The sequence below is a fragment of the Knoellia terrae genome (genome assembly GCF_048606435.1).
Lineage (GTDB): Bacteria > Actinomycetota > Actinomycetes > Actinomycetales > Dermatophilaceae > Knoellia > Knoellia terrae.
The window spans coordinates 137,956-163,798 of record NZ_JBMBWH010000001.1 but is presented as its reverse complement, the minus strand read 5'-3'; the positions used below and the strand labels follow the sequence as shown (position 1 = coordinate 163,798).

Below are 25,843 nucleotides of genomic sequence, written 5' to 3'. Positions count from 1 at the left end.
ACCCACCGTGTCCGCCGCACAGGCGGCGGAGTGACGCAGCCTTGAACCGGTAGCAGCGCTAGTGCGCACGCCCCGTAGACGGAGTCGTCGACCCTGCGTCAGACGTTGCGGCGGTACTGGCCACCCACCTCGAAGAACGCGTCGGTGACCTGCTGCAGGGTGCACACCCGCGCCGCATCCATGAGCACCGCGAACACGTTGTCCCCGTTCATCGCCGCCTCACGCAGCCGTTGCAGAGCAACCTCGGCCTCCTCGCGGTGGGCCTCCCGATACGCCCGCACCCGGGCCAGCTGCGACTCCTTCTCGGACTCTGACGCCCGTGCGAGCTCGACGTGCTGCGGCGTGCCGCCCTCGGCGTCGGGCTTGCGGAAGGTGTTGACCCCGATGATCGGCAGCGACCCGTCGTGCTTGCGGTGCTCGTAGACCATCGACTCGTCCTGGATCTTGCCGCGCTGGTAGCCGGTCTCCATCGCACCGAGCACTCCCCCGCGCTCCGAGATCCGGTCGAACTCGGCCAGCACCGCCGCCTCGACCATGTCGGTCAGCTCGTCGATGATGTACGACCCCTGGAGCGGGTTCTCGTTCATCGCGAGCCCCCACTCCCGGTTGATGATCATCTGGATCGCCAGCGCCCGACGCACCGAGTCCGGCCCCGGTGTCGTCACTGCCTCGTCAAAGGCGTTTGTGTGCAACGAGTTCGCGTTGTCATAGATCGCGATGAGCGCCTGCAGCGTGGTGCGGATGTCGTTGAAGTCCATCTCCTGCGCGTGCAGCGAGCGGCCCGACGTCTGCACGTGGTACTTCAGCTTCTGCGACCGCTCGTTCGCGCCGTACTTCTCCCGCATCGCCACCGCCCAGATCCGACGAGCCACGCGCCCGATGACCGAGTACTCCGGGTCCATCCCGTTGGAGAAGAAGAACGACAGGTTCGGCGCGAAGTCGTTGATGTCCATGCCACGCGCGAGGTACGCCTCGACGTAGGTGAACCCGTTCGAGAGCGTGAACGCGAGCTGGCTGATGGGGTTCGCCCCAGCCTCGGCGATGTGATAGCCCGAGATCGACACCGAGTAGAAGTTGCGCACCTGCTGCTCGATGAACCACTCCTGGATGTCGGCCATCATCCGCAGCGAGAACTCGGTCGAGAACAGGCACGTGTTCTGCCCCTGGTCCTCCTTGAGGATGTCCGCCTGGACCGTGCCGCGCACCTGCGTGAGGGCAGACGCCCGTATGCCGGCCGCCTCCTCCTCGCTCGGCTCGCGCCCCTCGCGCTCCCTGAACTTCGCGACCTCGCCGTCGATGACCGTGTTGAGGAAGAACGCGAGGATCGTCGGCGCCGGGCCATTGATCGTCATCGACACGCTCGTCGACGGCGACGTGAGGTCGAACCCGTCGTAGAGCGCCTTCATGTCCTCGAGCGTCGCGATCGAGACACCGGAGGTGCCGACCTTGCCGTAGATGTCGGGGCGCGGGTCGGGGTCGCGGCCGTAGAGCGTCACCGAGTCGAACGCCGTCGACAGGCGGGTCGCCGGCTGACCCTCGGACAGCAGCTTGAAGCGGCGGTTGGTCCGGAACGGGTCACCCTCACCGGCGAACATCCGCGCCGGGTCCTCGTTGTCCCGCTTGAACGGGAAGACCCCGGCCGTGAACGGGAAGAAGCCGGGCAGGTTCTCGCGGCGCAGGAACGACACGAGGTCGCCGTGGTCGGCGAACGACGGCACCGACACACGGCGGATCTTGCTGCCGGACAGGGACTCCTTGACCAGGGAGGTGTGCAGTTCCTTGTCGCGGATGCGGACGACCTGCTCGTCGCCGGCATACGACTCGACGACGGCCGGCCACTTCTCGATCGCCTCGCCCACCTCAGTGGGCAGCTCGCGGCGAGCCTCGAGCAGCAGCTGGTCGACGGCGTGGTCCTCGTGGCCGGCCGCAGCGAGCTCGTCGTCGACGAACTCGAGCCGTTGCACGCGACGGGCCTGGGCGGCATACGCCTCGGTCTGGGAGTGGTAGCCACGGACGGTGTCGGCGATCTCGGAGAGGTAGCGGACGCGCGCGGCCGGGACGATCTGGCGCAGCACCGACGAGTGCCGCACCGAGACGGCCGGCAGGACGCCCTCGCCGAGCTGGAGGCCCTTGGCGACGAGGAGCCCGCGCAGCTCCTGGTAGAGCGCGGTGACGCCGTCGTCGTTGAAGGTCGCGGCCGAGGTGCCGAAGACCGGCATGTCCTCGGGCTTCTTGCCGAACGCGCCGCGGTTGCGGACGAGCTGGCGGCCGACGTCGCGCAGCGCGTCCAGGGCGCCGCGCCGCTCGAACTTGTTGATGGCGACGAGGTCGGCGAAGTCGAGCATGTCGATCTTCTCGAGCTGGCTCTGCGCACCGAACTCGGGCGTCATGACGTACATCGAGACGTCGGCAAACGGCACGATCGCGGCGTCGCCCTGACCGATGCCGGGGGTCTCGATGACGATGAGGTCGTATGCCGCGGCCTTGAGGATCGTGATGACGTCCTCGAGCGCCTCGGGCACCTCGCGGCCGCCGCGGGTCGCGAGCGAGCGGAAGAAGATGCGGTCGCCGTCGAGGGCGTTCATCCGGATGCGGTCGCCGAGCAGCGCGCCGCCACCACGGCGGCGCGTGGGGTCGACGGCGACGACGGCCACGCGGAGCTTGTCCTGCTGGTCGACGCGCAGGCGGCGGACCAGCTCGTCGGTGAGGCTGGACTTGCCCGAGCCGCCGGTGCCGGTGATCCCGACGACGGGGACGTGGCGCCCTTCCGCCGCCTTGGTGAGCTCGGCGCGGTCGGCGTCGGTCAGCTGGGTCGTCTCGGCGCCGGTGATGGCGCGCGCAACGGCGGCACGCTCTCCAGCCAGGACGGCCGAGATGTCCGCCGGCCCGGCGGCATACAGGTCGGTGTCGCACGCCTCGATGACGGTGTTGATCATGCCGACGAGGCCGAGGCGCTGGCCGTCCTCGGGGCTGAAGATCGTCACGCCGGCATCGCGGAGCCGGGCGATCTCGTCCGCGACGATGACGCCCCCGCCACCGCCGACGACCTTGACGTGCCCGGCGCCGGCCTCACGGAGGAGCTGGACGAGGTACTCGAAGTACTCGACGTGCCCGCCCTGGTAGGACGAGACGGCGACGCCCTGCACGTCCTCCTCGATCGCCGCGTCGACGACCTCCTGGACGGAGCGGTTGTGCCCGAGGTGGATGACCTCGGCGCCTTGGCTCTGCATGATCCGCCGCATGATGTTGATCGACGCGTCGTGCCCGTCGAACAGGCTGGACGCGGTGACGATGCGCACCGGGTTGGTCGGCACGTGGAGCTCGGGCGACGTCTGTGTCATGCCCTCGATAGTAGGACGTCCTACTAACTACCCGGAAGTCACGAGAGGGCGGTCCGGCTCAGGGCCGCTTCTTGATGTCCCCCTGGTGCGCCCCTATCCACGGGAGGTAGTCCGCATCCGCGTTGTGGAAGTTGTCGCCCGCCCCCGAGGCCCCGCGGTGGTTCAGGTAGAGGACGAGGAGGGCGATGAAGCCGATGAACGTGATGAAGAACCACATGGCGTGCTCCGATCTCTCGCACCGCACGCCGGCGCGATGATCGAGGCTAGAGCCGACCCACGGCCCGCACCATGCCCCGTTCGGGCCTGCCCGCGGCCAGGTGCCGCGGCCTCAGCCGCCGCCGAAGCCTTGACCGCCGCCGGGGCCCTCGCGGTGGGACTGGCCCAGCGCCTTCTCGGTGGTCTCGGTGCCGCTGCCCAGGCAGCTCGACCCGCGACGGTTGAGCAGGTACGCGAGGACCGCGATGATGACGACGAGCAAGATGAGGTACTTCATGTCGGGCCCCTGCTTCCCCTGGGCCACGCACGGGCCCGGATGGTCAGGCTAGCGGTGTCGCCGGCTCACGACCCATTGGATCGCCTCGACGTAGCCGGCGACTCCGCGGCCGATGACGTGGTGGTCGGTGACGTCGGTGAGGTAGCTGTGGTGGCGGAACTCCTCGCGCGCGGAGATGTCGCTGATGTGGACCTCGACCCGAGGGACGCTGACGGCCGACATCGCGTCCCGCAGCGCGACCGAGGTGTGGGTGTAGCCGGCCGCGTTGACGACCATCCCGGCGATGCCGCGACGGCCCTCCTGCACCCAGTCGATGAGCACGCCCTCGTGGTTGCTCTGCCGGAACTCCAGGGTCAGCCCTTCGGCGTTGCACGCGACCCGGCAGAGGTTCTCGACGTCGGCCAAGGTGGCGCTGCCGTAGATCTCGGGCTCACGCTCCCCCAGCAGGTTGAGGTTGGGGCCGTTGAGGACGAGCACCGTGGTCGAGTCCATGCCGCGAGTATGCCGTCCGCTTCCCGATGCGCTCGGCCGCGTCCGCTCAGTCGCGCTCGCGCCCCGGCGGGGGGTTCGGGACGAAGCCCTCGCCGAAGTTGCGGCAGGTGGCCTCGTCGACGGTGAGGTCCCTGCCCTCGATGGCGTCGAAGGCCCGGTCGCGGGCGACGTTCCACGAGAGGACGTCGTCGCGGCCGGCGTCGTACTCGTAGCGCCAGAAGAGCACGCACGCCGCCTGCTCGTCCGAGAGCCGGTCGAGGATCACCGGGGTCGCGTCCGGGCCGAGGGTGGCGAGGTAGGCCGTGTCGAGCTTGCCGGTCTCCTCGAACCGGTCGAGGTTGCGGTCGGCCACCCAGCCGTCGGGGTTCATCAGCCCGAAGCCGAGGAAGAACACCGCACCGGAGAGCAGCGCCGCCCGCGGCAGCCACCTGCCCGAGCCGCGCAAGACCGCGACGACCATGAGCACGAGCAGCAGCCCGAGCCAGAGCTCGAACCCATCGACGAAGACGCGCAGGGTCGTGTAGCCGTACGCCTCCTGGTAGAGGCTCATCCGGTACAGCGCCGACGCCACGACCGCGAGGGTCAGGACGCACAGCGTCACCAGCGCCACCTTGAGGACCAACCGGTCGGAGGACGTCTCCTGGGGCGCCTTGCGGGTCGCGATGCCGATGACGACGAAGGTGAGGAAGGTCGCGGTCGTGAGCTGGCCGAAGCCCTGGTGGACGTACTCGGCATACGTCAGGCCGGTCGTCTCCCGGAGGTACTCGTGACCGCCCCACATCGCCGTCGCCTGGGCCACGAGGAACGCGGCGAAGAGCGCGATGACGACGCCGAGCGGCACGAGCCACTCCCACCGGTGCGAGACCGGGGCGCCGCGCGGGACGTCGACGTCGGCGATGCGCGGCGGGTTGAGCGCGAGGTAGGCGCCGGCGAGCGAGACGCCGGCGACGAAGACGAAGATGAAGACGCGGGCGATGATCGAGTCCCAGCGCAGGTCGGGGACGAGCGACTGCGCCCACGAGCCGAACAGCGCGTCACCGGAGGCGAAGAGCCCACCGAAGAGGACGAGCCCGACCGCGGCGATGGCCACAGTCCGCAGCACCGGCCAGAGCAGCGGCATCCGGCTCGTCGCGGTGAGCGTCCGCCCCAGGAGCGGCAGCCCGCGCAGCCCGGCGAGCACCCACGAGAGCGCCGACAGCGGGATGCTCACGAACGAGCGCGCCCGGGTGACCGTGGCTGCGAGCAGCAGCGCCGCGATCATGGCCCCCAGCACCATGATCCACTCCGCTGCCCGCAGCACGGTCATCGTCGTCAGGCCGACGCCGACGGCGACGCAGGCGAGAGCCCACGGCGTCCGGCGCTCACGGGACGCGAAGAGGATGAGACCGGCAGCCATCAGTGCGACGACCCCGGCGGCGAGACCGATCCGCCTGTCGGGCAACGTGATCGCGGCGACGAGGCCGATGAGCAGGGCGCCGATGAGGAGCTTGGGCTGCGGCCCCGGGTCGCTCTCGGGCCAGAACCTGCCGAAGAGCGTGTCGGTCAGCGCGGGCGTGGCCGGACGGCCGACGCCGGTCGCGCCGGAGGGCGGGACGGGTGCCGCCGGTGTCGGGGCTGGGGTGGGCTTCATCGGGACCTCCGTGGTGGCCGTGGCGTGCTTGCGCGTATGCCGTGGCAGCACCGCGCGCAGTCGCGCGCCTCGTGCGCCGGGTGGGGTGGGCAGGACGTGGATCGAGCCGCCGTGCAGCTCGCAGACCCAGGAGGCGATGGCCAGGCCGAGGCCCGTGCCGCCGCCGGAGTCGTCGCCGGTGCCGAAGCGGCTGAAGACGTTCGCGGCCTGCTCGGCGCTGATGCCGGGACCGTCGTCGTCGACGTCGAGCGACCAGCGCTCGTCGTCGAGCGCGGTTGCAACGAGCCGGATCTCGCCGTTCGGCGGGCTGTGCCGGGCAGCGTTGTCGAGGAGGTTGGCGACGAGCTGCGCGAGGCGAGCGGGGTCGGCGGTGACGGTGAGGTCCTCCGGGACCACCCGGCATACGAAGGTGACGGGACGGGCGCCGAGCTCGGCCTCGGCGACGGCACGACGCAGGACGTCGCCGACGATGACCTCTTCGAGCCGGAGCGGGGCCACGCCGGCGTCGATGCGCGAGAGGTCGAGCAGGTCGCCGACGAGGTCGGAGAGCCGCTCGGACTGGGTGAGGGCCCCGCGCAGGGCCTTGTCATCGGGCTGGACGACTCCGTCGACGAGGTTCTCGAGCAGGGCGCGCTGGGCGGTGAGCGGGGTGCGCAGCTCGTGCGACACCGTGGCGATGAGCTGGCGACGCTGGAGGTCCGCATCCGCCAGGTCGGAGGCCATGGCGTTGAACGCCCGGGCGAGCTCACCCACCTCGTCGGTCGAGGTGGTCGACACGCGCTGGCCGTAGTCCCCCGCGGCCATCCGGCTCGCGGCGTCGGTCATCTCGCGCAGCGGCGCCGTCATCCCCCGGGCGAGCCACTGGGTGACGAGAAGGGCGGCGGCGACGGTCACCGGGAGGGTGAGCCAGGCCGGCATACCGGCTCGTTCGCCGATCGTCGCGAAGAGCGCGGCGACCACGCAGCTGGCGCCGACGAGGAGCCCGAGCTTGACCTTGATCGAGCCGACTCCCTCGAGGGGCTGGCCGGTGTTCACCCGCCCTCCAGCGCGTAGCCGACGCCGTGGACCGTGCGCACGCGCGTGGCACCGATCTTGGCGCGCAACGACTTCACGTGGCTGTCGAGGGTGCGGGTGCCGGAGGCGTCGGACCAGCCCCACACCTCACCCATGAGCTGCTCGCGCGAGCGCACGGTCCCGGGTGCTGACGCGAGCGCGGTGAGGAGGTCGAACTCGAGCGGGGTGAGGTGCACCTCGGCGCCGTCGACGGTGACCCGGCGGGCGGGTCCGTCGATCTGGAGCGCGCCCACGCGGCTGGTCGGGGCTGGTGCCGCGGCGAGCTCGGCGGCTCGCTCCACTCGGCGCAGGAGGGCGTGGGTGCGGGCGACGACCTCGCGCATCCGGAACGGCTTGGTGACGTAGTCGTCGGCGCCGACGCCAAGCCCGACGAGGATGTCGGTCTCGTCGTCGCGGGCGGTGAGCATGAGGACGGGGACGGGGCGAACGGCCTGGATGCGCCGGCACACCTCGAGGCCGTCGAAGCCGGGGAGCATGACGTCGAGGACGACGAGGTCGGGGCGGTGCTCGGTGAAGGCGGCGACCGCGCCGGGCCCGTCGTGGGCCTGGTGGACGGTGTAGCCCTCGGCGCGCAGGCGGTCGGTGACGGCCTGGTTGATCGTCGGCTCGTCCTCGACGACGAGCACCGACGTCGTGTCCGTGCGCACCCCTGATCCGGTCATGGCACTGACCCTAGGAGTCGGCCGATGGAGTCCGTGGGCGCGACCTGTGGAGATCTCGTGAAGATCACCGTCTCGCGCTCTCGCCACGTGGCGATGTATCTGGCGACACCGCTGGGCCCTCCTCCCACTCAGCGACCGCGTCGCCGTCCCGTCGAGGACGACCTCTCTGTGCGATCGCAACCAACCAGGAGGGAAACCATCATGACCTCAGCAGTACGGGCGCGCCGACGCGCCTGTCTCACCGGCGGCGCCGCACTCGCGGTGGCCGCCCTCGTCACGCCCGCGGCACTGGCCGGCACGTCCGCGGGGAGCCTCCCCAACGGCGCCGAGCTCACCGTGGGCGTCAGCTCGCCGGTCAGCGGCGACTCGTTCCTCGTGCCGGAGGGTGCGACCACCGTCGACGTGCCGCTGTCGGGCACGGCGAGCATCGCCACCGGCGCACCGAGCACGAGCTGGATCTACGTCGTCGACGTCTCCGGCAGCACGGGCGCGGCCTGTGACGCGACCCGCTCGATCCTCACCTGCGAGAAGGTCGCGGTGAAGGGGCTCAACGACCTCGTCGTCACCGACGGGTCCGCGCTCGAGAGCGCCGTGGCGGCCTTCGGGTCCGGGTCGGCTACCGCCGACATGCAGCCGGCGGCCGGCGACCAGAAGTTCACCTCACCGTCGGGCTCGAACGTCGACACGGTCGTCGACTCCCTCTCCGACGGCAGCATCGGCCAGTTCACCGGCAAGGGCACCGGCGGCAGCGGGTCGACGAACTACGCCGCGGGGCTGCAGGCGGCGGACACGCTGGTCCAGGCGGCCTCGGGCACGCAGGTCAACGTCGTCTTCCTCTCCGACGGGCAGTCGAACGCCGGCACCCTGGCCCAGTTCACCGCGGCGCTCGGCTCGGTGGCCGGGGGCGCCACCATCTACCCGTTCGCCGTGGGGGCGGCAAGCTCGTGCGGGGGTGGGACAGCAGGGACGCTCAATGCGATGGCGACCGCCAGTGGCACGACCTGCACCCACGTGACGAACCCGGCCAACCTGCCGAACGTCATCAAGAACGTCACCGCGACGACCCTCACCGGTCTCGGCGTGACGGTGGACGGCGCGCCGGTGGCGGCGACCCCGAGCCCGGCGCTGCCGACGGCCGGTCCGGCCCCGATCACGTGGACGGCGCCGGGCGACGACCTCGCCCCGGGCTCGCACGAGGTCTGCGCCACGGCGACGGGCACCGGCCCGGCGAGCGACCCGACGGCCACCGGCTCGGTGACGCACTGCGAGACCTTCTCGGTCTTCGCCTTCGCGCTCACCCCGCCGACCGCAACCAACGAGCTCAGCACCGACGACATCCACACGGTCACGGCGACCGTCACGGGCCCCGCCGCCGACCTCGCCGGCCACCCGGTGGACTTCTCCATCTCGGCCGGTCCGAACGCCGGAGACTCGGGGACGTGCGCCCCGGCCTCCTGCGAGACGAACGCCGCCGGCCAGGTGACGTTCACCTACACCGTCCCGGTGGAGCCGGACTCGCTCGGCACCGACACCATCTCGGCGACCACCACCATCCACGGTGACGAGGCGACCCGCTCGGTGTCGAAGCTGTGGCAGGACACCACCCCGCCGGTGGCTCGCTGCGTCGAGTCCACCAGCCCCGACGGCTCGGTGCCGGGCGCTCCCGGCAACGGCGGCCAGGGCCAGAACCAGGACGGCTACTACCGGCTCGTCGCCATCGACGACGTGTGGCCGGCCGGTGACCTCGACGTCTTCGTCAAGGACGACGGGAGCACCAGGACGTGGGGTCCGTTCGCGGTGAACACGGACATCAAGTACACCGAGGCCAACGGTGCGACGCCGAGCCAGAAGCCCGGTGACGGCGCCGTCGAGTGGAACCTCAAGGGCAGGGGCGACGCCGAGGTCTATGCCGTCGACGGGTCGGGCAACCGCTCCGCCTCGGTGACGTGCCACGTGCCCAACGCCCCGCAGTGACCGCTGGCGTCTGAGTGGACGACGGGCAGGTCCCGACCATCCGCGCAGGTACAGGCACGACGCCGCCGCTCCTCGGCTCAGGCCGGGGAGCGGTGGCGTGTCCGGAACACCGTGGGGGTCAGGCCGGTGCACTGGGCGAAGTGGTGGCGCAGCAGGGCCGCGCTGCCGAAGCCGACGTCGCGCGCGACCTGGTCGATCGACAGGTCGGTCTCCTCGAGCAGCTCGCGGGCGCGCAGGACGCGCTGGTCAGTGACCCACTGGTGCGGGGTGGTGCCGGTCTCGGCGACGAACCGTCGTGCGAAGGTCCGGCCCGACATCGCGGCACGACGCGCGAGCTGCTCGACGGTGTGCGGCTGGTCGAGGTGCTCGAGCATCCACTGGAGCACCGGTCCGAGGCTGTCGGCCTCCGTGACGGGGACGGGTCGGTCGATGAACTGCCGCTGGCCGCCGTCGCGGTGGGGAGAGACGACCATGCGGCGGGCGATCCGGTTGGCGACCGCTCCCCCGTGCTCGGCGCGCACGAGGTGGAGGCACGCGTCGACGCCGGCAGCGGTCCCGGCGCTGGTGATCACCGAGCCGTCGTGCGCGTAGAGGACGTCGGGGTTCACCTTCGCCAACGGGTATGCCGTGGCGAGCTCCTCGCTGTGCCGCCAGTGGGTGGTGCACTCACGACCGTCGAGGACCCCGGCCGCGCCCAGGGTGAAGGCACCGGAGCAGACCGAGAGGACCCAGGCGCCCCGCTCGACCGCGTCACGCACGACCTGCTTGACCGCCTCGGAGGGGTCGAAGGCCGCGTCGCTGGCGGGGATCGCCACGAGGTCGGCGTCCGCGGCGGCGTCCAGCCCGAGCCCGGCGACGATCGTCGTCCCGCCGTTGGCGCGCAGCGGTTCGCCGGGCCGCTCGGTGCAGACGCGGAAGTCGAAGGGCGGCACACCGTCGTCGGTGCGGTCGATCCCGAACACCTCGGAGAGGACGCCGAACTCGAAGACGGCGACGGGATCCTGGAGCACGACGGCGACGGAACGGAGGGCCATGTCCGTCAGCATGACAGGTTGGCAGCATCTTGTGCAAGACCGTCAGATCCGCCACTCGTGGCAGCATGTCGTGCAGCGTCAAACTTGTGCCATGAGCACTCTCCTCGCCGACATCGCCCCCTTCGTCCCCCCTCTCCTGCTCACGGCACTGTTCGTCTGGGCCCTTGAGCGCAACCACCGCCGTCAGCGCCCGGCGCCCTGGGCCGACGACTACCGCCACCCGGCCGAGCACGACGCCGACCACCGCCGCAGCGCCCACGACTGGGACGCCTACGGCCGAGCCGCCTGACCCCTCCCCCCACCCCCGCCCGGCCCCCGCACACTTTTCGACCAATAGGTCACGAACTGCGCTCCGGGGGCGCCACTTTTCGACCAATAGGTCACGAACTGCGCTCGGTGGGCGGCAGTTCGTGACCTATCGGTCGAAAGCTGTCAGGAAAGGGGCAGCTGGTGCCGGTGGGGTGCGGGCGGGGCGGCAGGGTGGTGGGCGGTGGGTGGCGGGGTGGGCTGGGGTCAGCCGTGGTCTCGGCCGATGGCGTAGCCGAGGAGGGCACCGATCAGGCCGGCCACGGCATACGGGCCCCACTGCTTGACGGCCGAGGGCAGCGCGACCGCACCGAGGTCGATCGCGTCGTCCACGACCGGCTTCGGCCGGGGCCGGCTCGCCGTGGGCACAGGGCGCGCCGGTACCGGCTCGGCAGCCATCGCGGCCGGCGCGTCGGCGTGACCGTCACCGCCGGGCTCCGGAGGGGCCAGCGCGGCGACGTCGCCCTCGCCGCCGCCGTCACCCGCCGACGGCTCCTCGAACTGGCTCTCGATGCAGTCGACGAACTGGCGCAGCAGCTTGTCGGAGACGTCCTGCATGACGCCGCGGCCGAACTGCGCCGGCTTGCCAGTGATGGCGAGGTCGGTGTCGACCTCGACCTTGGTCCGGTCGCCGGCCGGGGTGAGCTGCAGCGTCACGGTGGCGCCGGCCGTGCCGTTGCCCCGCTTGTCCTTGCCCTTGGCCTCGATCACCGCGTGGCGCGCGGAGGCGTCCTTCTCGAGGAAGGTGCCGGAGCCGGCATACACCAGGGCGATCGGACCGAGCTTGACCTTGACCGTCCCGGCGAACCCGTCCTCGCTGGCCTCGGTGACGGTCGCACCGGGGAAGCAGGTGCCGACCCGCTCGAGGTCGAGGAGGGTCTCCCAGACCGTGTCGGCGTCGGCCGGCACCGTGAAGTCGTGATGCAGCTCCATGGGTCAGCCTCCCGCGGCGGCGAGGACCGCTCGACGGGTGAGGACGGGCGCGAGGGCACGTCGGTAGTCGGAGCTGCCGTTGAGGTCGCTGGGCGGGTTCGTGCCCTCGGCCGCCGCAGCACAGGCGGTCCGCACGGCCTCGTCGGTCGCGGCTGCGCCGACGAGTGCCGCCTCCACCGCTGACGCGCGAAGGGGCGTCGACCCCATGTTGGTCAGGCCGATGCGAGCCTCGGCGATCGACCCACCCTCGACGCGGACCGTCGCCGCAACCGCGACGATCGACCACTGGTGGGAGACCCGGACGAACTTCTCGTAGTGCCCGCCCCAGCCCGTGTGCTTGGGGATGCGGATGGACGTGAGGAGCTCACCGTCACCGACGGCGGTCTCGAAGAGGTCGGCGAAGAAGTCGGCCGCCGCGACGGTCCGCTCGCCACCGGGGCCGGTCACGACGAACTCGGTGTCGAGCGCGAGCGCGGGCGCCCCGACGTCGCCGGCAGGGTCGGCGTGGACGAGTGCGCCGCCCAGCGTGCCGCGGCGCCGGATCTGCGGGTCGGCGACCTCCTTGATCGCCTCGTGGAGGACCGTCGCGTGGTCCCGGACGAGGTCCGAGGCGAGGGCTTCCGTGTAGGTCGTCATCGCGCCGATGACGAGGTGGTCGCCGTCCTCCCTGATGCCGCGCAGCTCCTCGATGCGTCCGAGGTCGATGACCTTCTCGGGCGCGTTGAGGCGCATGCGCAGGATGGGCAGGAGGCTCTGGCCGCCGGCGAGGACCTTGGCGTCGTCGCCGGCCTCGGCCAGCGCGGCGAGCGCGTCGGCGACCGACGTGGGAGCGACGTAGTCGAACGCTGCGGGGATCACTGGCCTGCTCCTTCCGTGGCGGAGCCGGGATCGTCCTGGTTCCCCGAGCCGGCCTCGAAGTGCGGCTGCACCTCGGTCGGCGTGGGCTCGGACTGGTTCGACCCGGCGGACTGGATCGCGGTCCACACCCGCTCGGGCGTGCACGGCATCGTGATGTCGTTGATGCCCCTGGGCCGCAGCGCGTCGACGATGGCGTTCACGACGGCCGGTGTCGAGGCGATGGTGCCGGCCTCGCCGACCCCCTTGGTGCCGAGCGAGTTCGACGTCGCCGGTGAGGTGGTGTGGTCGGTGATGAAGCTGATCGTGTCGGCCGACGTCGGGAGCGTGTAGTCGACGAAGGAGCCGGACACGAGGGTGCCCTGCTCGTCGTACTCGGCGCCCTCCCACAGCGCCTGGGCGATGCCCTGGACGAGTCCGCCGTGGACCTGCCCCTCGACGATGAGCGGGTTGATGATGACGCCGATGTCGTCGACGCAGACGTACTTGCGCATCTTCGTCGCGCCGGTCTCGGTGTCGACCTCCATCGCGCACAGGTGGGTCCCGTGCGGGAACGAGAAGTTCACCGGGTCGAACGTCGCGTCGGCGTCGAGGCTCGGCTCGGCGCCGTCCGGCAGGTTGTGGCCGGCGAACGTCGCGAGGGCGATGTCGGTGAGCCCGATGCCCTTGTCGGTGCCCCGAACCGAGAACCTCCCGTCGCGGAACTCAAGGTCGTCGGCGTTGGCCTCGAGCAGGTGCGCCGCGAACGGCTTCGCCTTCTCGATGACCCTGTCGGCGGCTAGCACGAGGGCCTCGCCTCCGACGACGAGCGAGCGGGACCCGTAGGAGTCCATGCCCTTCGGAGCGATCTGGGTGTCGCCGTGGAGCACCTCGACGTTCTCGAAGGGGACTCCGAGCCGGTCGGCGACGATCTGGCTCCACGCCGTCTCGTGCCCCTGGCCGTGGGGCGACGTGCCGGTGACGACCTCGACGGTGCCGGTCGCGAGCATCCGGATGCTCGCCGACTCCCAGCCGCCCGCGCCGTAGTTCAGCGAGCCGAGGACGCGTGAAGGGGCGAGGCCGCACATCTCGGTGAAGGTCGAGACGCCGATGCCGAGCTGGACGGGGTCGCCCGACTCGCGGCGCTGCCGCTGCTCGGCCCGGAGCTCGTCGTAGCCGAAGAGCTCCTTGGCCCGAGCGGTCGCGGCCTCGTAGTTGCCGGAGTCGTAGGTCATCCCGGCGACGGTCGTGAACGGGAACTCGTCGTGCGTAATCCAGTTCTTCTCGCGGATCTCGAGCGGGTCGACGCCGACCTCGGCGGCGAGCTCGTCCATGAGCCGCTCGATGGCGTAGGTCGCCTCGGGTCGGCCGGCGCCTCGGTAGGCGTCCACCCAGGTCTTGTTGGTGTAGTAGTTCGTCGTGTTGAACCGGTAGGCCGGGAACTTGTAGATCGAGTTGAACATCCACGCGCCCAGCACCGGCACACCGCCGCCGACGAGCGCGGCATAGGCACCGAGGTCGGCGAGCAGCTCGACCTTGAGCCCGGTGACCGTCCCGTCCTTCTCGGCGCAGAGCGTGAGCTTCTGCCACTGGTCACGTCCGTGGTGCGCGGAGACCATCGACTCGGAGCGGGTCTCGGTGTACTTGCAGGGGCGACCGAGCTTGCGCGCCACCGCGAGGGTGACGAACTCCTCCGGCGTCGACTGCAGCTTGCCGCCGAAGCCGCCACCGACGTCGGGGGCGATGACGCGGATCTTGGACTCGGGGAGGCCGGTCGTGGCGGCGATGCAGAACCGCAGGATGTGCGGGACCTGCGTGGCCGACCACATCGTCACCTGCTCGCCGGTCGGGTCCACGACGGTGGACCGCGGCTCCATGAACGCCGGGATGAGGCGTTGCTGGCGGTACTCACGCTCGATGACGATGCCGCCCTCACGGGCCTTGGCAATGGCCTCGTCGACGTCCTCGCCGGTGCCGCCCTCCTTGGAGTCGAGCTGCCAGAAGGCGGACTTGTTGGTGCCGAGCGACGGGTGCGCCAGGACCGCGTCCGTCGCCGCCTCCTTGAGGTCGAGGACCGCGGGAAGCTCGTCGTAGTCGACGTCGACGAGCTCGGCGGCATCGCGGGCCGCAGCCGCGGTCCGGGCAGCGACGACGGCGACGATCTCGCCGGCGTGCGACACCCGCTCGAGGGGCATGGGGAGGTGGTCCGGCGTCTTCTGCTCGGCCGAGAGCGGCCACGCGGTGATGTTGACGCCCTGGATGTCGGCGATGTCCTCTCCGGTGAACACCGCGATGACGCCCGGTGCGGAGCGGGCGGCCTCGGTGTCGATGTTCGAGATGGTGGCGTGGGCCAGCGGGCTGCGGACCATCGCGAGGTGGAGCATCCCGGTCAGCTGGATGTTGTCGGTCCACTTCGTGCGTCCGGTGATGAGCCGCTGGTCCTCCTTGCGGCGCCGGGCGCGCCCGATCTCGGCGGTCTTGGCCTCGGGGCGGTCGTCGACGGCGGTCATGACTGCGCTCCGGCCGTCGCGTCCTCGGTGGCGCCCTCGGTGGCACCCTGTCCGGCCGCCTGCTGCACGGCCTTGACGATGTTGTGGTAGCCGGTGCACCGGCAGAGGTTGCCCTCGAGGCCCACCCGGATCTCCTCCTCGGAGGGGTTCGTGTTCTCGGTCAGCACGTCGATCGCCTGCATGATCATCCCCGGCGTGCAGTAGCCGCACTGGAGTGCGTGGCACTCGTGGAACGCCTGCTGCATGGGGTGCAGCTCCCCGTTCGTGGCGAGTCCCTCGATGGTCGTCACCTCGTGCCCGTCCGCCTGGACCGCGAGGACGTTGCACGACTTCACGCTGCGTCCGTCGAGATGGATGGTGCACGCGCCGCAGTTGCTCGTGTCGCAGCCGATCACGGTGCCCGTCTTGCCCACCACCTCTCGCAGGTAGTGGACGAGGAGCATGCGGGGCTCCACCTCGTCGCTGTAGGTCGAGCCGTCGACCGTGACCGAGATTCGAGTCATCCTTGACCCTTCGCCGTGGGCGGGTGGTGCGGTAGTTGATCTTGAACGGAAACCGGCGCTTCTGGCAAGGATTCCTGAAAAGTCACAGCCTCCGGGTCCGAACCGGCCCCACCGATCGGCTCACTGGTGCAGGTGGATCGGCCCGCCGCGCTCGGAGAGGCGGTCGCCGTGGCCGCCCCACTGCAGCGCGATGATCTCCGCGGCGATGGAGACGGCGGTCTCCTGCGGGGTGCGCGCACCGAGGTCGAGACCGATCGGCGAGGACAGCCGGCCCAGCTCGTCGTCGGTCAGGCCGGCCTCACGCAGCCGGGCCAGCCGCTCGTCGTGGGTGCGTCGCGAGCCCATCGCCCCGACGTACGCCACTGAAGGCAGTCGCAGCGCGACCTCGAGCAGCGGCACGTCGAACTTCGGGTCGTGGGTGAGCACGCACAGGACCGTGCGCCCGTCCACGCGACCGGCCTCCGCCTCCGCGGCGAGGTAGGTGTGCGGCCACGCCACGACGACGTCGTCCGCCGCCGGCAGCCGCGCGGGAGTGGCGAAGACGGGGCGCGCGTCGCACACCGTCACGGCATACCCCAGGAAGTGGCCCAGCTCCGCGACCGCCGCCGCGAAGTCGATGGCGCCGAAGACGATCATCCGCGGTTTGGGCGCGTAGGCCGCGACGAAGACGCGCATCCCCTCGCCGCGCCGCTCACCCTCGGGGCCGTAGGTGAGGGTCTTGGTCTGCGCGGTGGCCAGGGCCCCGCGGACGTCGTCGGTGACGGCGTCGTCGGCCCGCTGGGAGCCGAGCGTCCCGCTCACCGTGTCGGGGCGGACGACGAGCCGGCTCCCGACCCGCGCCGGGTTCGGGTGGGCGACGACGACGGCGACGGCGACGGGGCGCCCGGCCTCGATGTCGTCGGCGACCTCGCCGAAGTCGGGGAACGTCTCGCGGTCGACCCGTTCGACGAAGACGTCGAGCTGACCTCCGCAGGTCAGACCGACGCTGTATGCCGTGTCGTCCGAGATGCCGTAGTGCACCAGTCGCGCGGACCCGGAGCCCAGGACGTCCTGGCCCTCCTCGTAGACGGCGCCCTCGACGCAGCCGCCCGACACGGAGCCGACGGCCTCACCCGTGGGGCCGACGAGCATCGAGGCACCGGGCGGCCGGGGTGAGGAGTGGAAGGTGTCGACGACCGTCCCGACGGCGGTGCTCTGCCCCGCGTCCCACCACTGACGCAGCTCGGCGAGGACCTCACGCATCGGCAACCACCTCCAGGAGCTCGGCGAACGCAGCCAGCGAGTGGCCGGCGACGAAGGTGTCAACGTACGGCAGGGCCGCGACGATGCCCTGCTGCACCGGCTCGTAGGCCGCGTGGCCCTGGTGCGGGTTCGCCCACACGACGCGGTGACCGAGACCGGCGACCCGGCGCATCTGCTCGCCAAGGGCCTCGGGGTCGGTGCGCTCCCACCCGTCGCTGATGACGACGACGACCGCTCCGCGGGCCATGCCGCGCCGGCCCCACCGGTCGAGGAAAGCCCTGATCCCGTCGGCGAGGCGGGTGCCGCCGGACCAGTCGGGGATGGCCCGGCCGGCGGCGACGAGGGCCCGGTCGGCGTCCGGCTGGTGCAGGGCGGCCGTGACGTGGGTGAGCCGGGTGCCGAGGGTGAAGACCTCGACCGGCGCGCCCGACCGGCACCAGACGTGGGCGAGGCGCAGCAGCGAGTCGGCGTAGGCGCTCATCGACCCCGAGACGTCGAGCAGCACGACGACCCGACGGGGCCGGTCGGTGCGGCGACGGTGCCGGATGGGGCCGGGCTCGCCGTGGCGCCGGACCATGTCGCGCAGGGTGGAGCGCGCGTCGACGTCGCCCCGGCGCGAGGGTCGGCGGCGGTGGGCGACCCGCCTCGGCGGGCGGGGCCTGAGGCTGGCGAACATGCGGGCGAGCATGGCGCGCTCCGTGGCGGACATCGTCGCGATGTCCCTGTGCCGCAAGACCTCCGTGTCGCTCGACGTCGCCCGGACCGCGTCCTGGTCGACCCCCTCACCCTCCCCACCCGGTGGCGGCTCACCCCGCAGGTCGGCCATCGTCGTGGGCGGTCGGACGGGCGGCCGGCGGGCGGCGCCGGGACGCTCGGCACGGAACCACGCGGCATACACGAGGTCGTAGCGCTCGAGGTCGGACGGTGAGCCGCAGAGGGTCGCCCGCCCGGCGGCATACGTCGCGGCCTGGTCGTCGAGCCCGACGGTGGAGACGGCGAGGAGGTAGGTGCGCTCGCGGTCGGCGGTGACCGCCACGCCCGCCGCGCGCAGGGCACGGGCGAAGCCGAGGAGGACCTCCTCGGGTGGGCGCGCCACGGTCGTCACGCTCGGGTCACCGGGCCAGCAGCCGGTCCAGCGCCGCGCGGACGCGGGCGCCGTCCTCGCGGTACTTCACGGCGACGCCGAGGGTCGCGGCGACGGAGGCGGTGTCGAGCTCGCGCGTGCCGAGCTCGTGGAGGGCCCGGGCCCAGTCGAGGGTCTCGGCGACGCCCGGCGGCTTGATCAGCTCGGCGTCCGCGCGGATGACGTGGACGGCACGGACGACCTGCTCCGCCAGCTCCTTGGGGACCTCGGGCGCGCGGCTGCGCACGATCGCGAGCTCCCGCTCGAGAGAGGGGTGCTCGAGCCAGTGGTAGAGACAGCGCCGCTTGAGGGCGTCGTGGACCTCGCGGGTGCGGTTGGAGGTGAGGACGACGAGCGGCGGCGTCTCGGCCTTGATCGTGCCGAGCTCGGGGATGCTCACCTGCCACGTCGAGAGGACCTCGAGCAGAAACGCCTCGAACTCGTCGTCGGCCCGGTCGATCTCGTCGACGAGGAGGACGGCCGGGGCCTCGCGCAGGGCGCGCAGGACCGGGCGGGCGAGCAGGAACCGCTCGTCGAAGAGGCTGGCCTCGACGTCGGCCAGGGCCGCGGTGCCGGTGGCGACGCCCACGGTCTCGACCGCCCGCAGGTGGAGGATCTGGCGCGGGAAGTCCCAGTCGTAGAGCGCCTGGCTCGCGTCGATGCCCTCGTGGCACTGCAGGCGGATGAGCGGGACGTCGGCGGCCTCGGCGAGGGCCTCGGCCAGGGCCGTCTTCCCGGTGCCCGGCTCCCCCTCGAGGAGGAGCGGCCGGTCGAGCCGGGTGGCGAGCCAGGCGACGGTGGCGAGCGCGTCGTCGCCGAGGTAGCCGGTGTCCTCGAGGCCCTGGCGCAGATCCGCCGCGGTGGAGAAGTGCATGCCCGCATCGTCACACGCGCGCCCCTCCCGCACGACCTCCTGCTCGACCTACTGCACAGGAAATGGGGTGTCCACGCGCATTCCTGTGCAGTAGCCGGTTCAGGAGGTGGGCAGGTCGGTGGGGCGGTCGACGTCACGGCCGGTGGCGAGGTCGCCGCACTCGACGAGCCGGGTGCGCGGGCCGGCGAGGTGGTCGCGAGCGCCGCGGTCGCCCACCGCGCCCTCGCGGATGGCCGCCCAGTGCTCGCGCCCCAGCAGGACCGGGTGCCCCGGGATGCCGTCGTATGCCGCCCGCACCAGGACGCTGCTGAGGTCACCATCCGTGTCGCCCGCCGCCTCCAGCACGCGCTCGTGGACGCCGGTCCCGACGTCGGGCAGGTCGACGAGCATGACGAGGGCGGCCCGGGCAGCGGTCGGCTCCAGCGCGTCGAGCCCGGCCCGCAGGGAGGCGCCCATCCCCTCGCCCCAGCCCGCGGCCTCGACGACGACGCCACCGGCCTGGGCGGCGAGCGCCGCGACGTGGGCGGCGGAGGCGCCGACGACGACGTGCACCTCGCCCACGCCGGCCTCGTGCAGGTGGGCGATCGCCGTCTCGACGAAGCTGGCCCCCGTCGGTGCGACTCGGAGCAGCCCCTTGGGCCCACCCATCCGCCGTCCTGCACCCGCCGCGAGGACGAGCCCGACGACCGCGTCATTCCCCATCCGCCCACTGTGCCACCGCCGCACCTACGGTGGACACCGACGCAGCGAGCCGCGACGGAAGCACCGGAAGGGATCCATGGGCATCACGACGAGGGCCGCGGTCCTGCGGGACTCCACCGACGTCCACCCCTTCGCCGACTCGGCGCCACTGTCGGTCGAGGACCTGAAGCTCGACGGTCCGGGACCCGGCGAGGTGCTGGTGCGGATCGCCGCCGCCGGGCTGTGCCACTCGGACCTGTCCGTGGTCAACGGTGACCGGCCTCGGCCGCTGCCGATGGTGCTCGGCCACGAGGCCGCGGGCGTCGTCGAGGAGGTCGGTGCCGGGGTCACCACGGTCGGGGTCGGCGACCGGGTCGTCTGCTCCTACGTCCCTTCGTGCGGCAGCTGCGCCGACTGCGCCGGGGGCAACCCGGTCCGGTGCGTCGAGGGGCAGGCCGCAAACCGCGAGGCCCGGCTCGTCACCGGCCGTCGCCCGTTCCGCGACGCGTCGGGCAGCGAGCTGCACCACCACCTCGGCGTCTCGGCCTTCTCGGAGCTCACCGTCGTCTCGCCGCTGTCGCTCGTGCCGGTCCCCGACGCCGTGCCCCTCGAGACCGCCGCCGTCTTCGGCTGCGCCGTCCTCACCGGTGCCGGCGCTGTCCTCAACACGGCACAGGTCCGTCCCGGCGAGGCGGTCGTCGTCGTCGGCCTCGGCGGTGTCAGCATCTCCGCCGTCATGGCCGCCGCGCTGGCCGGCGCCCACCCCGTCATCGCCGTCGACCCGGTCGCCGCCAAGCTCGGCTCGGCCCAGGCCGTCGGAGCCACCCACGGCGTGCTCGCCGGCGACACCACGGTGGAGGAGGTCCGCGACCTCACCGGTGGCGGGGCTCACGTCGCGATCGAGGCCGCCGGTCACCCCGGTGCCCTCACCACCGCCTACGCCGCGACCCGCAGCGGCGGGCGGGTCGTCGTCGCGGGCCTGCCCCACCCCCGCCACGCGGTCGGCGTCTCGATCGCCTCGCTCGTCGCAGAGGAGAAGTCGATCCTCGGCTCCTACATGGGCTCCTCGGTCCCCCGCCGCGACCTGCCGCGGCTCTTCGACCTGTATGCCGCGGGACTGCTCCCGGCGGACGCTCTCGTCACGTCGAGCCGGGTCCCGCTCGACGACGTCAACCTCGCGCTCGACCGGCTGCACGCGGGCACCGAGGTGCGCCAGATCCTCACGCCCGGCGCACGACCGCCGGCGGCATGACGAAGGCCCCTGACCGGCATACGGTCAAGGGCCTTCGAGCACGTGGTGGCGGGTGAAGGATTCGAACCTTCGAAGCTTTCGCGATGGATTTACAGTCCACTCCCATTGGCCGCTCGGGCAACCCGCCGTGCGCGTGGAAGGATAGCAAGTCGAGACCCTGAACCCGAAACTCGCCCCAGGAGGACCCGTGGCCGACGCCTCGATGGACATCGTCAGCAACTACGACAAGCAGGAGATCGCCAACGCGGTCAACGCGGCGGCCAAGGAGGTCGCGAACCGCTACGACTTCAAGAACGTCGGAGCCAAGGTCGAGCTGTCGGGCGAGTCCATCTCCATGCAGGCCAACTCGGAGGAGCGCTGCCTCGCCGTCCTCGACGTCGTCCAGACGTGGCTCGTCAAGCGCAAGGTCTCGCTCAAGCACCTCGACGTGCCCGAGGCCGGGCCGCGGCTGTCGGGCAAGGAGTACAAGCTCGACGTGCCGCTCAAGCAGGGCATCTCCACCGAGAACGCGAAGAAGATCAACAAGATGATCCGCGACGAGGGCCCCAAGGGCGTCAAGTCCCAGATCCAGGGCGACGAGCTGCGGGTGAGCAGCAAGTCGCGCGACGACCTCCAGGCCGTGCAGCGGATGCTCGGCGCCGCCGACCTCGACGTGGCGCTGCAGTACACCAACTACCGCTGACCCCAGCTTTCGCTCCCCATGGGGAACCTTGAGGGTCCGGAGGGAACCGTTCCCTCCGGACCCTCAAGGTTCCCTCCGGTCTCACACCGGCGACGGGCCTCAGGCCCAGCGGGAGCGGGAGGTCAGCGCCTCCTCGAGCTTGGACAGCTCGTCACCCATGGCCCGGCGCACCCCCGCGGTGAGGTCAGGCCCCGCCATGGCCGCACGCACGAGCTCGACGGTCTCGGGCTCGACGACGCGCGAGGGGAAGGCCAGCGTCGCGACCCGGTCGAGCGCGTCGGCCCCGACCCACTCGCGCAGCCGCGGGATGTCGTTGACGTAGCGCGCGGCATACGGTCGGAGGGTGTCGACCGACCCGCTCGACCAGAACCCCGTGGCGAGCGCGTTGAGCTCGTAGTTGGAGAGCGTCCGGTTCTCGGTGATCTCCTTCCAGGCCCACTGCTTGTCGGTGGCCTCGGGCCGCGACGCCCGGGCCGAGAGGCCCGCCAACCGCCCGGAGAGGGTGGCGTCGTCCGCCTCGACCGCGGCGATGAGCGCGTCGTCGGCCCGGCCCAGACGGGCCAGGGTGTGCACGGCGATCCAGCGGAAGTCGGAGTCGCCGTCGAGTCCCTCGGGCAGTGAGCGGCCCTCGACCCAGTCGCGGAGCCGACCCTCGTCCGAGGTCACGCCGGCGAGCACGCGGACGGCGACGACGGAGCGGTCCGAACCGGGCTCGGCCGCCTCGAAGGCGGTGAGGGCGGCGGCGGCGACCCGCTCCCTGGCCGCCTCGACGGCATCTTCCGGCAGGAACGTCGGCAGGATCCGGTCACCGAACGCGGTCGCCACCCGGGACATCAGCGCGTCGTGCGTCTCCCGCGGCCACGCGGCGGCGAAGACGTCGAGCGCCTGCTGCGGGTCGACGCGCGCCCGGAACACCCCGTTGAGCACCGCCCCCCAGAGCACCGAGCGGGCGATGGTGTCCGAGATGCGGGGCAACTCGGTCGGCAGGGCGGCCAGCGAGTCCGCGTCGAGCTCGACGGTCGCCCACGTGAGGTCGCCGGCGTTGGGCAGGAGCACGGCGGAGTCGCGGACCCCGTCCACCCGAACCCGGTCCTCGGCGAGGCTGACCTGGCTGCGGAAGGTCTCGGCGCCGTCGGTGAAGCCGGCGACGTCGAGGGCGTGCGTCCGGTCGGCGGGGTACGCCTCCGGCGTCGTGCGCGTCAGCGTGCTGTCGCGGTCGAGGGCGAGGACGTCGACGCCGGCGGTCTCGAGCCAGGCGCGGCTCCAGTCCGCGAGCGAGGCACCGTGCGCGGTCTCCATCGCCGCGAGGAACTCGGCCAGCTCACCGTTGCCGTGCTCGTGCGAGCGCAGGTATGCCGTGACGCCGGCGTTGAAGGCGTCCTCGCCGATGTGCGCGATGAGCTGGCGCAGCACGGAGGCGCCCTTGGCGTAGGAGATGCCGTCGAAGTTCTCGAGCGCGCTCTGCGCATCGGGAGCCGGGGACCCGGCCACCGGGTGGGTCGACGGCGCGCGCTCCGCGGCATACCCCCACTGCTTGCGCGAGATCCCGAACTCGACCCAGGAGTCGGCGAACTCGGTCGCCCGGCTCGTCGCGGTGTAGGCCATGAACTCGGCGAACGACTCGTTGAGCCAGAGGTCGTCCCACCAGCGCATCGTGACGAGGTCGCCGAACCACATGTGCGCCATCTCATGGGCGATGGTGTTGCTGCGCTGGAGGATCTGCTCGCTCGTCGCCCGCCCCCGGTGGAGCATCGGGTCGCGGAAGGTCACGCATCCGGGGTTCTCCATCGCGCCGGCGTTGAACTCGGGGACGAAGACCTGGTCGTAGTCGCCGAACGGGTACCGGACGCCGAAGGTGCGGTGGTAGTAGTCGAACGACTGACGGGTGACCTCGAACATCTGCGGCGCGTGCCGCTCGAGCTCGGGGCGCAGGCTGCGGCGGGCATGGATGCCCAGAGGTATGCCGTCGTGCTCGTCGTGCACGGACACCCACGGGCCCGCGCACACGGTGACGAAGTAGGTCGCCAGGGGTAGCGTCTCGGAGAGCTCCCACTGCCCGGCCGAGGTGCGGGTGGCGCGGCCGTTGCCGAGGACGACCCACTCCCGCGGCGCACGCACGGTCACGGCATACGGCGCCTTGAGGTCGGGCTGGTCGAAGCAGGCGAACACCTTGGGCGCGGCGTCGAGGAAGAGGTGCCCGTAGACGTAGTCCTCGCCGTCGGCCGGGTCGGTGCTGCGGTGCAGGCCCTGACCGTCGCGGGAGTAGGCCATCGTCGCGGTGACCTCGACGGTGTTGTCGTCACGCAGGTCGGTCAGCGGCAGCCGGCCGTCGACGACCGACGAGACCGCGACCTCGGCACCGTTGAGCACGACCGACTCGGTGGACACCGCCCGCAGGTCGAGGAAGGTCGAGGAGCCGGGCTCGAGGCACGAGAACCGGATCCGCGTCGTCGAGCCGAAGTGCTCCGGTCCGCGGTCGAGGTCGAGGTCGACCTCCATGCGGTCCACGGTGATCAGCTGCGCCCGCTGCCGGGCTTCGTCGCGAGTCAGAGAAGGCACGTCGCGATGCTGCCACACGGCGTGTGGCGCGAGGTCAGGACCGCGGCAGGACCGTGAGCACGCGCTCGACGTGGTCGCGGAACTCCTGCATGTAGGTCGTGAGGAACTCCTTGGACTCCGGGTCGGTGACCTCACCGCTGGCGAGGTAGACCTCCGGGTCGAAGTGGATGTAGGCCTCGGGAGCCGTCATCTGCCGGGCGTTGCAGTAGCTGAGGATCGAGCGAAGCGGCTGCTGGCCGACGGCCGTCCCGATGGCCCCGACCGAGGCGCCGATGACGCCGGCCGGGACGTGGTCGAAGGAGTTCTGCCCCCACGGTCGCGAGGCCCAGTCGATGGCGTTCTTCAGGGCGCCCGGGATGGAGCGGTTGTACTCCGGCGTGATGAAGAGCAGGGCCTCGGAGTCCGCGATGGCCTCCTTGAGCGCCGTCGCCTCTGCCGGGTAGTCGTCGTCGAGGTCGCGGTTGTAGAGCGGGAGGTTGCCGATGGGGATCTCGATGAACTCGAGGTCGTCGGGTGCGACGGCGATCAGGCACGTGCTGAGCACGCGGTTGATCGAGTCCTTGGAGAGGCTTCCGATGAAGTATCCGACCTTGCGTGCCATGCCGACCTCCTGCTGACGAACGACGGCCCGGGTCCGGACCACGCCTTCCAGCGTGGCACCGGAACCGGGCCGTCGGTGCGGGGGCGGTCGGGCGAATCAGTAGCCGCGGTAACCGGTCGCCATCGCCTGGAGCCGGGCGATCCGCTCACCCATCGGCGGGTGCGTCGCCATGAGCTTCGAGATGTCCTGCGCACGGAACGGGTTGGCGATCATCATGTGGCTCGCGTTGACGAGGTTCTTGGTCGGCGCGAGCGGCGCCCGCGAGACCCCTGCCTCGAGCTTGGCCAGGGCCGACGCCAGCGCCAGCGGGTCGCCGGTCAGCCTCGCGCCGTCCTCGTCCGCGTCGTACTCGCGCGTGCGCGAGATCGCCAGCTGGATGACCATCGCGCCGATGGGGGCGAGGAACGCCATCGCGAGGCCGGCGATCGCGCCGCCCGGGTTGTTGCTGTCACGGTTGCCGCCGCCGAACATCGCGCTGAAGCTGAGCATCTGGCCGACCGTGCTGATGACACCGGCGATGGCCGCGGCGACGGAGCCGGTGAGGATGTCGCGGTTGTAGACGTGCATGAGCTCGTGACCGAGCACCCCGCGCAGCTCCCGCTCGTCGAGCAGCTGGAGGATCCCCTGGGTGCAGCAGACGGCGGCGTTCTGCGGGTTGCGGCCGGTCGCGAAGGCGTTCGGCGCCTCGGTCGGCGAGATGTAGAGGCGCGGCATCGGCTGCCCGGCCTTGGTGGAGAGCTCACGGACGATGCGGTACATCGCCGGCGCCTCGGTCTCGCTGACAGGGAACGCGTGCATCGCCTTGATGGCGAGCTTGTCGCTGTTCCAGTACGAGTAGAACGTCATGGCGACGCCGATGAGGGCGAAGACGAGGATGAAGGTGGAGTTGCCGAAGTAGACCGCGGCGGCCCAGCCGAGGGCGAGCAGCAGCCCGAAGATGAGGCCGAAGAGCCCCGCGGTCTTCAGTCCGTTGAAATGGTTGTGCATGTCAGCTCCAACGCTCGGTCGAGCACGATTCGTTCCATCAGCCCGGCTGACCCGAC

Annotated in this window: 22 protein-coding genes and 1 tRNA gene; 4 read left to right on the top strand and 19 right to left on the bottom strand. The window is 71.5% G+C overall.

The window, feature by feature from the left end:
- Nucleotides 1-98: 98 nt before the first annotated feature.
- The 6 genes from icmF to ACOJV9_RS00780 all read right to left on the bottom strand — a co-directional run bounded on the left by icmF (nucleotide 99) and on the right by ACOJV9_RS00780 (nucleotide 7,692).
- Complete coding sequence (icmF, locus tag ACOJV9_RS00805; protein WP_420183281.1) at nucleotides 99-3,341, bottom strand: fused isobutyryl-CoA mutase/GTPase IcmF; 3,243 nt, start codon at nucleotides 3,339-3,341, stop codon at nucleotides 99-101.
- 58 nt (nucleotides 3,342-3,399) lie between these two features.
- Nucleotides 3,400-3,558: a hypothetical protein gene (locus ACOJV9_RS00800; RefSeq protein ID WP_420183280.1), complete on the bottom strand. Its 159-nt coding sequence runs from the start codon at nucleotides 3,556-3,558 to the stop codon at nucleotides 3,400-3,402.
- Nucleotides 3,559-3,669: 111 nt separating this feature from the next.
- A complete protein-coding gene (locus ACOJV9_RS00795) occupies nucleotides 3,670-3,834 on the bottom strand; it encodes a hypothetical protein (protein WP_420183279.1) in 165 nt (54 codons plus the stop codon).
- Between the two features lie 48 nt (nucleotides 3,835-3,882).
- Complete coding sequence (gene aroQ / locus ACOJV9_RS00790; RefSeq protein WP_420183278.1) at nucleotides 3,883-4,326, bottom strand: type II 3-dehydroquinate dehydratase; 444 nt, start codon at nucleotides 4,324-4,326, stop codon at nucleotides 3,883-3,885.
- Between the two features lie 46 nt (nucleotides 4,327-4,372).
- Nucleotides 4,373-6,991, bottom strand: a complete 2,619-nt coding sequence (locus tag ACOJV9_RS00785; protein ID WP_420183277.1) for a DUF4153 domain-containing protein — start codon at nucleotides 6,989-6,991, stop codon at nucleotides 4,373-4,375.
- Nucleotides 6,988-7,692: a response regulator gene (locus ACOJV9_RS00780; RefSeq protein WP_420183276.1), complete on the bottom strand. Its 705-nt coding sequence runs from the start codon at nucleotides 7,690-7,692 to the stop codon at nucleotides 6,988-6,990. Before ACOJV9_RS00780 ends, ACOJV9_RS00785 begins: the two co-directional genes overlap by 4 nt.
- Before the next feature lie 201 nt (nucleotides 7,693-7,893).
- Between ACOJV9_RS00780 and ACOJV9_RS00775 the strand changes: the two genes are divergently transcribed.
- Nucleotides 7,894-9,666 (top strand): hypothetical protein, encoded by a 1,773-nt coding sequence (locus tag ACOJV9_RS00775; RefSeq protein WP_420183275.1) that lies wholly within the window; start codon nucleotides 7,894-7,896, stop codon nucleotides 9,664-9,666.
- Nucleotides 9,667-9,743: 77 nt separating this feature from the next.
- Here the strand turns inward: ACOJV9_RS00775 and ACOJV9_RS00770 are convergent, their stop codons facing one another.
- Nucleotides 9,744-10,700 carry a helix-turn-helix domain-containing protein gene (locus tag ACOJV9_RS00770; RefSeq protein WP_420183274.1) on the bottom strand — a complete coding sequence of 319 codons (957 nt, stop codon included), beginning with the start codon at nucleotides 10,698-10,700 and terminating at the stop codon, nucleotides 9,744-9,746.
- Nucleotides 10,701-10,791: 91 nt separating this feature from the next.
- Here ACOJV9_RS00770 and ACOJV9_RS00765 point away from each other — a divergent pair, with 91 nt between their 5' ends.
- A complete protein-coding gene (locus tag ACOJV9_RS00765; RefSeq protein WP_420183273.1) occupies nucleotides 10,792-10,989 on the top strand; it encodes a hypothetical protein in 198 nt (65 codons plus the stop codon).
- A gap of 224 nt (nucleotides 10,990-11,213) precedes the next feature.
- Here the strand turns inward: ACOJV9_RS00765 and ACOJV9_RS00760 are convergent, their stop codons facing one another.
- The 8 genes from ACOJV9_RS00760 to ACOJV9_RS00725 all read right to left on the bottom strand — a co-directional run bounded on the left by ACOJV9_RS00760 (nucleotide 11,214) and on the right by ACOJV9_RS00725 (nucleotide 19,727).
- Entirely contained in the window at nucleotides 11,214-11,939 is a 726-nt protein-coding gene (locus ACOJV9_RS00760) for an SRPBCC family protein (protein WP_420183272.1), read from the bottom strand.
- Between the two features lie 3 nt (nucleotides 11,940-11,942).
- Entirely contained in the window at nucleotides 11,943-12,797 is an 855-nt protein-coding gene (locus ACOJV9_RS00755) for an FAD binding domain-containing protein (RefSeq protein ID WP_420183271.1), read from the bottom strand.
- Nucleotides 12,794-15,283, bottom strand: coding sequence for a xanthine dehydrogenase family protein molybdopterin-binding subunit (locus ACOJV9_RS00750; protein ID WP_420183270.1), 2,490 nt, complete (start codon nucleotides 15,281-15,283; stop codon nucleotides 12,794-12,796). Before ACOJV9_RS00750 ends, ACOJV9_RS00755 begins: the two co-directional genes overlap by 4 nt.
- The gene (locus ACOJV9_RS00745) at nucleotides 15,280-15,786 is read right to left on the bottom strand and encodes a (2Fe-2S)-binding protein (RefSeq protein ID WP_420183269.1); all 507 of its coding nucleotides are present in this window, start codon (nucleotides 15,784-15,786) and stop codon (nucleotides 15,280-15,282) included. The genes ACOJV9_RS00750 and ACOJV9_RS00745 overlap by 4 nt, the downstream gene beginning before the upstream one ends.
- A 120-nt stretch (nucleotides 15,787-15,906) precedes the next feature.
- Nucleotides 15,907-17,028, bottom strand: a complete 1,122-nt coding sequence (locus ACOJV9_RS00740; RefSeq protein WP_420183268.1) for an XdhC family protein — start codon at nucleotides 17,026-17,028, stop codon at nucleotides 15,907-15,909.
- Nucleotides 17,021-18,124, bottom strand: coding sequence for a vWA domain-containing protein (locus ACOJV9_RS00735; RefSeq protein ID WP_420183267.1), 1,104 nt, complete (start codon nucleotides 18,122-18,124; stop codon nucleotides 17,021-17,023). The genes ACOJV9_RS00740 and ACOJV9_RS00735 overlap by 8 nt, the downstream gene beginning before the upstream one ends.
- Nucleotides 18,125-18,140: 16 nt before the next feature.
- The gene (locus ACOJV9_RS00730) at nucleotides 18,141-19,025 is read right to left on the bottom strand and encodes an AAA family ATPase (RefSeq protein ID WP_420183266.1); all 885 of its coding nucleotides are present in this window, start codon (nucleotides 19,023-19,025) and stop codon (nucleotides 18,141-18,143) included.
- 99 nt (nucleotides 19,026-19,124) lie between these two features.
- On the bottom strand, nucleotides 19,125-19,727 hold the full coding sequence (locus tag ACOJV9_RS00725; RefSeq protein ID WP_420183265.1) for a nucleotidyltransferase family protein: 603 nt from the start codon (nucleotides 19,725-19,727) through the stop codon (nucleotides 19,125-19,127).
- 76 nt (nucleotides 19,728-19,803) lie between these two features.
- On the opposite strand from ACOJV9_RS00725, the gene ACOJV9_RS00720 reads away from it, so the two are divergent.
- The gene (locus tag ACOJV9_RS00720; RefSeq protein ID WP_420183264.1) at nucleotides 19,804-20,958 is read left to right on the top strand and encodes an alcohol dehydrogenase catalytic domain-containing protein; all 1,155 of its coding nucleotides are present in this window, start codon (nucleotides 19,804-19,806) and stop codon (nucleotides 20,956-20,958) included.
- 43 nt (nucleotides 20,959-21,001) lie between these two features.
- On the opposite strand, the gene ACOJV9_RS00715 is transcribed toward ACOJV9_RS00720, so the two are convergent.
- Nucleotides 21,002-21,085: transfer RNA gene (locus ACOJV9_RS00715), tRNA-Tyr, on the bottom strand.
- Between the two features lie 60 nt (nucleotides 21,086-21,145).
- Here ACOJV9_RS00715 and ACOJV9_RS00710 point away from each other — a divergent pair.
- Complete coding sequence (locus ACOJV9_RS00710; protein ID WP_420183263.1) at nucleotides 21,146-21,640, top strand: YajQ family cyclic di-GMP-binding protein; 495 nt, start codon at nucleotides 21,146-21,148, stop codon at nucleotides 21,638-21,640.
- 99 nt (nucleotides 21,641-21,739) lie between these two features.
- Here ACOJV9_RS00710 and pepN read toward each other — a convergent pair whose 3' ends face one another.
- The 3 genes from pepN to htpX form a co-directional block, all read right to left on the bottom strand.
- A complete protein-coding gene (gene pepN, locus ACOJV9_RS00705) occupies nucleotides 21,740-24,199 on the bottom strand; it encodes an aminopeptidase N (RefSeq protein ID WP_420183262.1) in 2,460 nt (819 codons plus the stop codon).
- 34 nt (nucleotides 24,200-24,233) lie between these two features.
- A complete protein-coding gene (locus tag ACOJV9_RS00700) occupies nucleotides 24,234-24,800 on the bottom strand; it encodes an NADPH-dependent FMN reductase (protein WP_420183261.1) in 567 nt (188 codons plus the stop codon).
- 96 nt (nucleotides 24,801-24,896) lie between these two features.
- A complete protein-coding gene (gene htpX / locus ACOJV9_RS00695; protein WP_420183260.1) occupies nucleotides 24,897-25,787 on the bottom strand; it encodes a zinc metalloprotease HtpX in 891 nt (296 codons plus the stop codon).
- Between the last annotated feature and the right edge of the window lie 56 nt (nucleotides 25,788-25,843).

What these genes read in the sequence shown, in the direction of transcription:
- ACOJV9_RS00750 (WP_420183270.1), bottom strand. Translation starts at nt 15,283, where the DNA reads ATGACCGCCGTCGACGACCGCCCCGAGGCCAAGACCGCCGAGATCGGG.
- ACOJV9_RS00725 (WP_420183265.1), bottom strand. Translation starts at nt 19,727, where the DNA reads ATGGGGAATGACGCGGTCGTCGGGCTCGTCCTCGCGGCGGGTGCAGGA.
- ACOJV9_RS00800 (WP_420183280.1), bottom strand. Translation starts at nt 3,558, where the DNA reads ATGTGGTTCTTCATCACGTTCATCGGCTTCATCGCCCTCCTCGTCCTC.
- ACOJV9_RS00730 (WP_420183266.1), bottom strand. Translation starts at nt 19,025, where the DNA reads ATGCACTTCTCCACCGCGGCGGATCTGCGCCAGGGCCTCGAGGACACC.
- ACOJV9_RS00795 (WP_420183279.1), bottom strand. Translation starts at nt 3,834, where the DNA reads ATGAAGTACCTCATCTTGCTCGTCGTCATCATCGCGGTCCTCGCGTAC.
- ACOJV9_RS00720 (WP_420183264.1), top strand. Translation starts at nt 19,804, where the DNA reads ATGGGCATCACGACGAGGGCCGCGGTCCTGCGGGACTCCACCGACGTC.
- ACOJV9_RS00770 (WP_420183274.1), bottom strand. Translation starts at nt 10,700, where the DNA reads ATGGCCCTCCGTTCCGTCGCCGTCGTGCTCCAGGATCCCGTCGCCGTC.
- ACOJV9_RS00760 (WP_420183272.1), bottom strand. Translation starts at nt 11,939, where the DNA reads ATGGAGCTGCATCACGACTTCACGGTGCCGGCCGACGCCGACACGGTC.
- aroQ (WP_420183278.1), bottom strand. Translation starts at nt 4,326, where the DNA reads ATGGACTCGACCACGGTGCTCGTCCTCAACGGCCCCAACCTCAACCTG.
- ACOJV9_RS00740 (WP_420183268.1), bottom strand. Translation starts at nt 17,028, where the DNA reads ATGCGTGAGGTCCTCGCCGAGCTGCGTCAGTGGTGGGACGCGGGGCAG.
- ACOJV9_RS00775 (WP_420183275.1), top strand. Translation starts at nt 7,894, where the DNA reads ATGACCTCAGCAGTACGGGCGCGCCGACGCGCCTGTCTCACCGGCGGC.
- ACOJV9_RS00780 (WP_420183276.1), bottom strand. Translation starts at nt 7,692, where the DNA reads ATGACCGGATCAGGGGTGCGCACGGACACGACGTCGGTGCTCGTCGTC.
- ACOJV9_RS00745 (WP_420183269.1), bottom strand. Translation starts at nt 15,786, where the DNA reads ATGACTCGAATCTCGGTCACGGTCGACGGCTCGACCTACAGCGACGAG.
- ACOJV9_RS00765 (WP_420183273.1), top strand. Translation starts at nt 10,792, where the DNA reads ATGAGCACTCTCCTCGCCGACATCGCCCCCTTCGTCCCCCCTCTCCTG.
- htpX (WP_420183260.1), bottom strand. Translation starts at nt 25,787, where the DNA reads ATGCACAACCATTTCAACGGACTGAAGACCGCGGGGCTCTTCGGCCTC.
- ACOJV9_RS00700 (WP_420183261.1), bottom strand. Translation starts at nt 24,800, where the DNA reads ATGGCACGCAAGGTCGGATACTTCATCGGAAGCCTCTCCAAGGACTCG.
- icmF (WP_420183281.1), bottom strand. Translation starts at nt 3,341, where the DNA reads ATGACACAGACGTCGCCCGAGCTCCACGTGCCGACCAACCCGGTGCGC.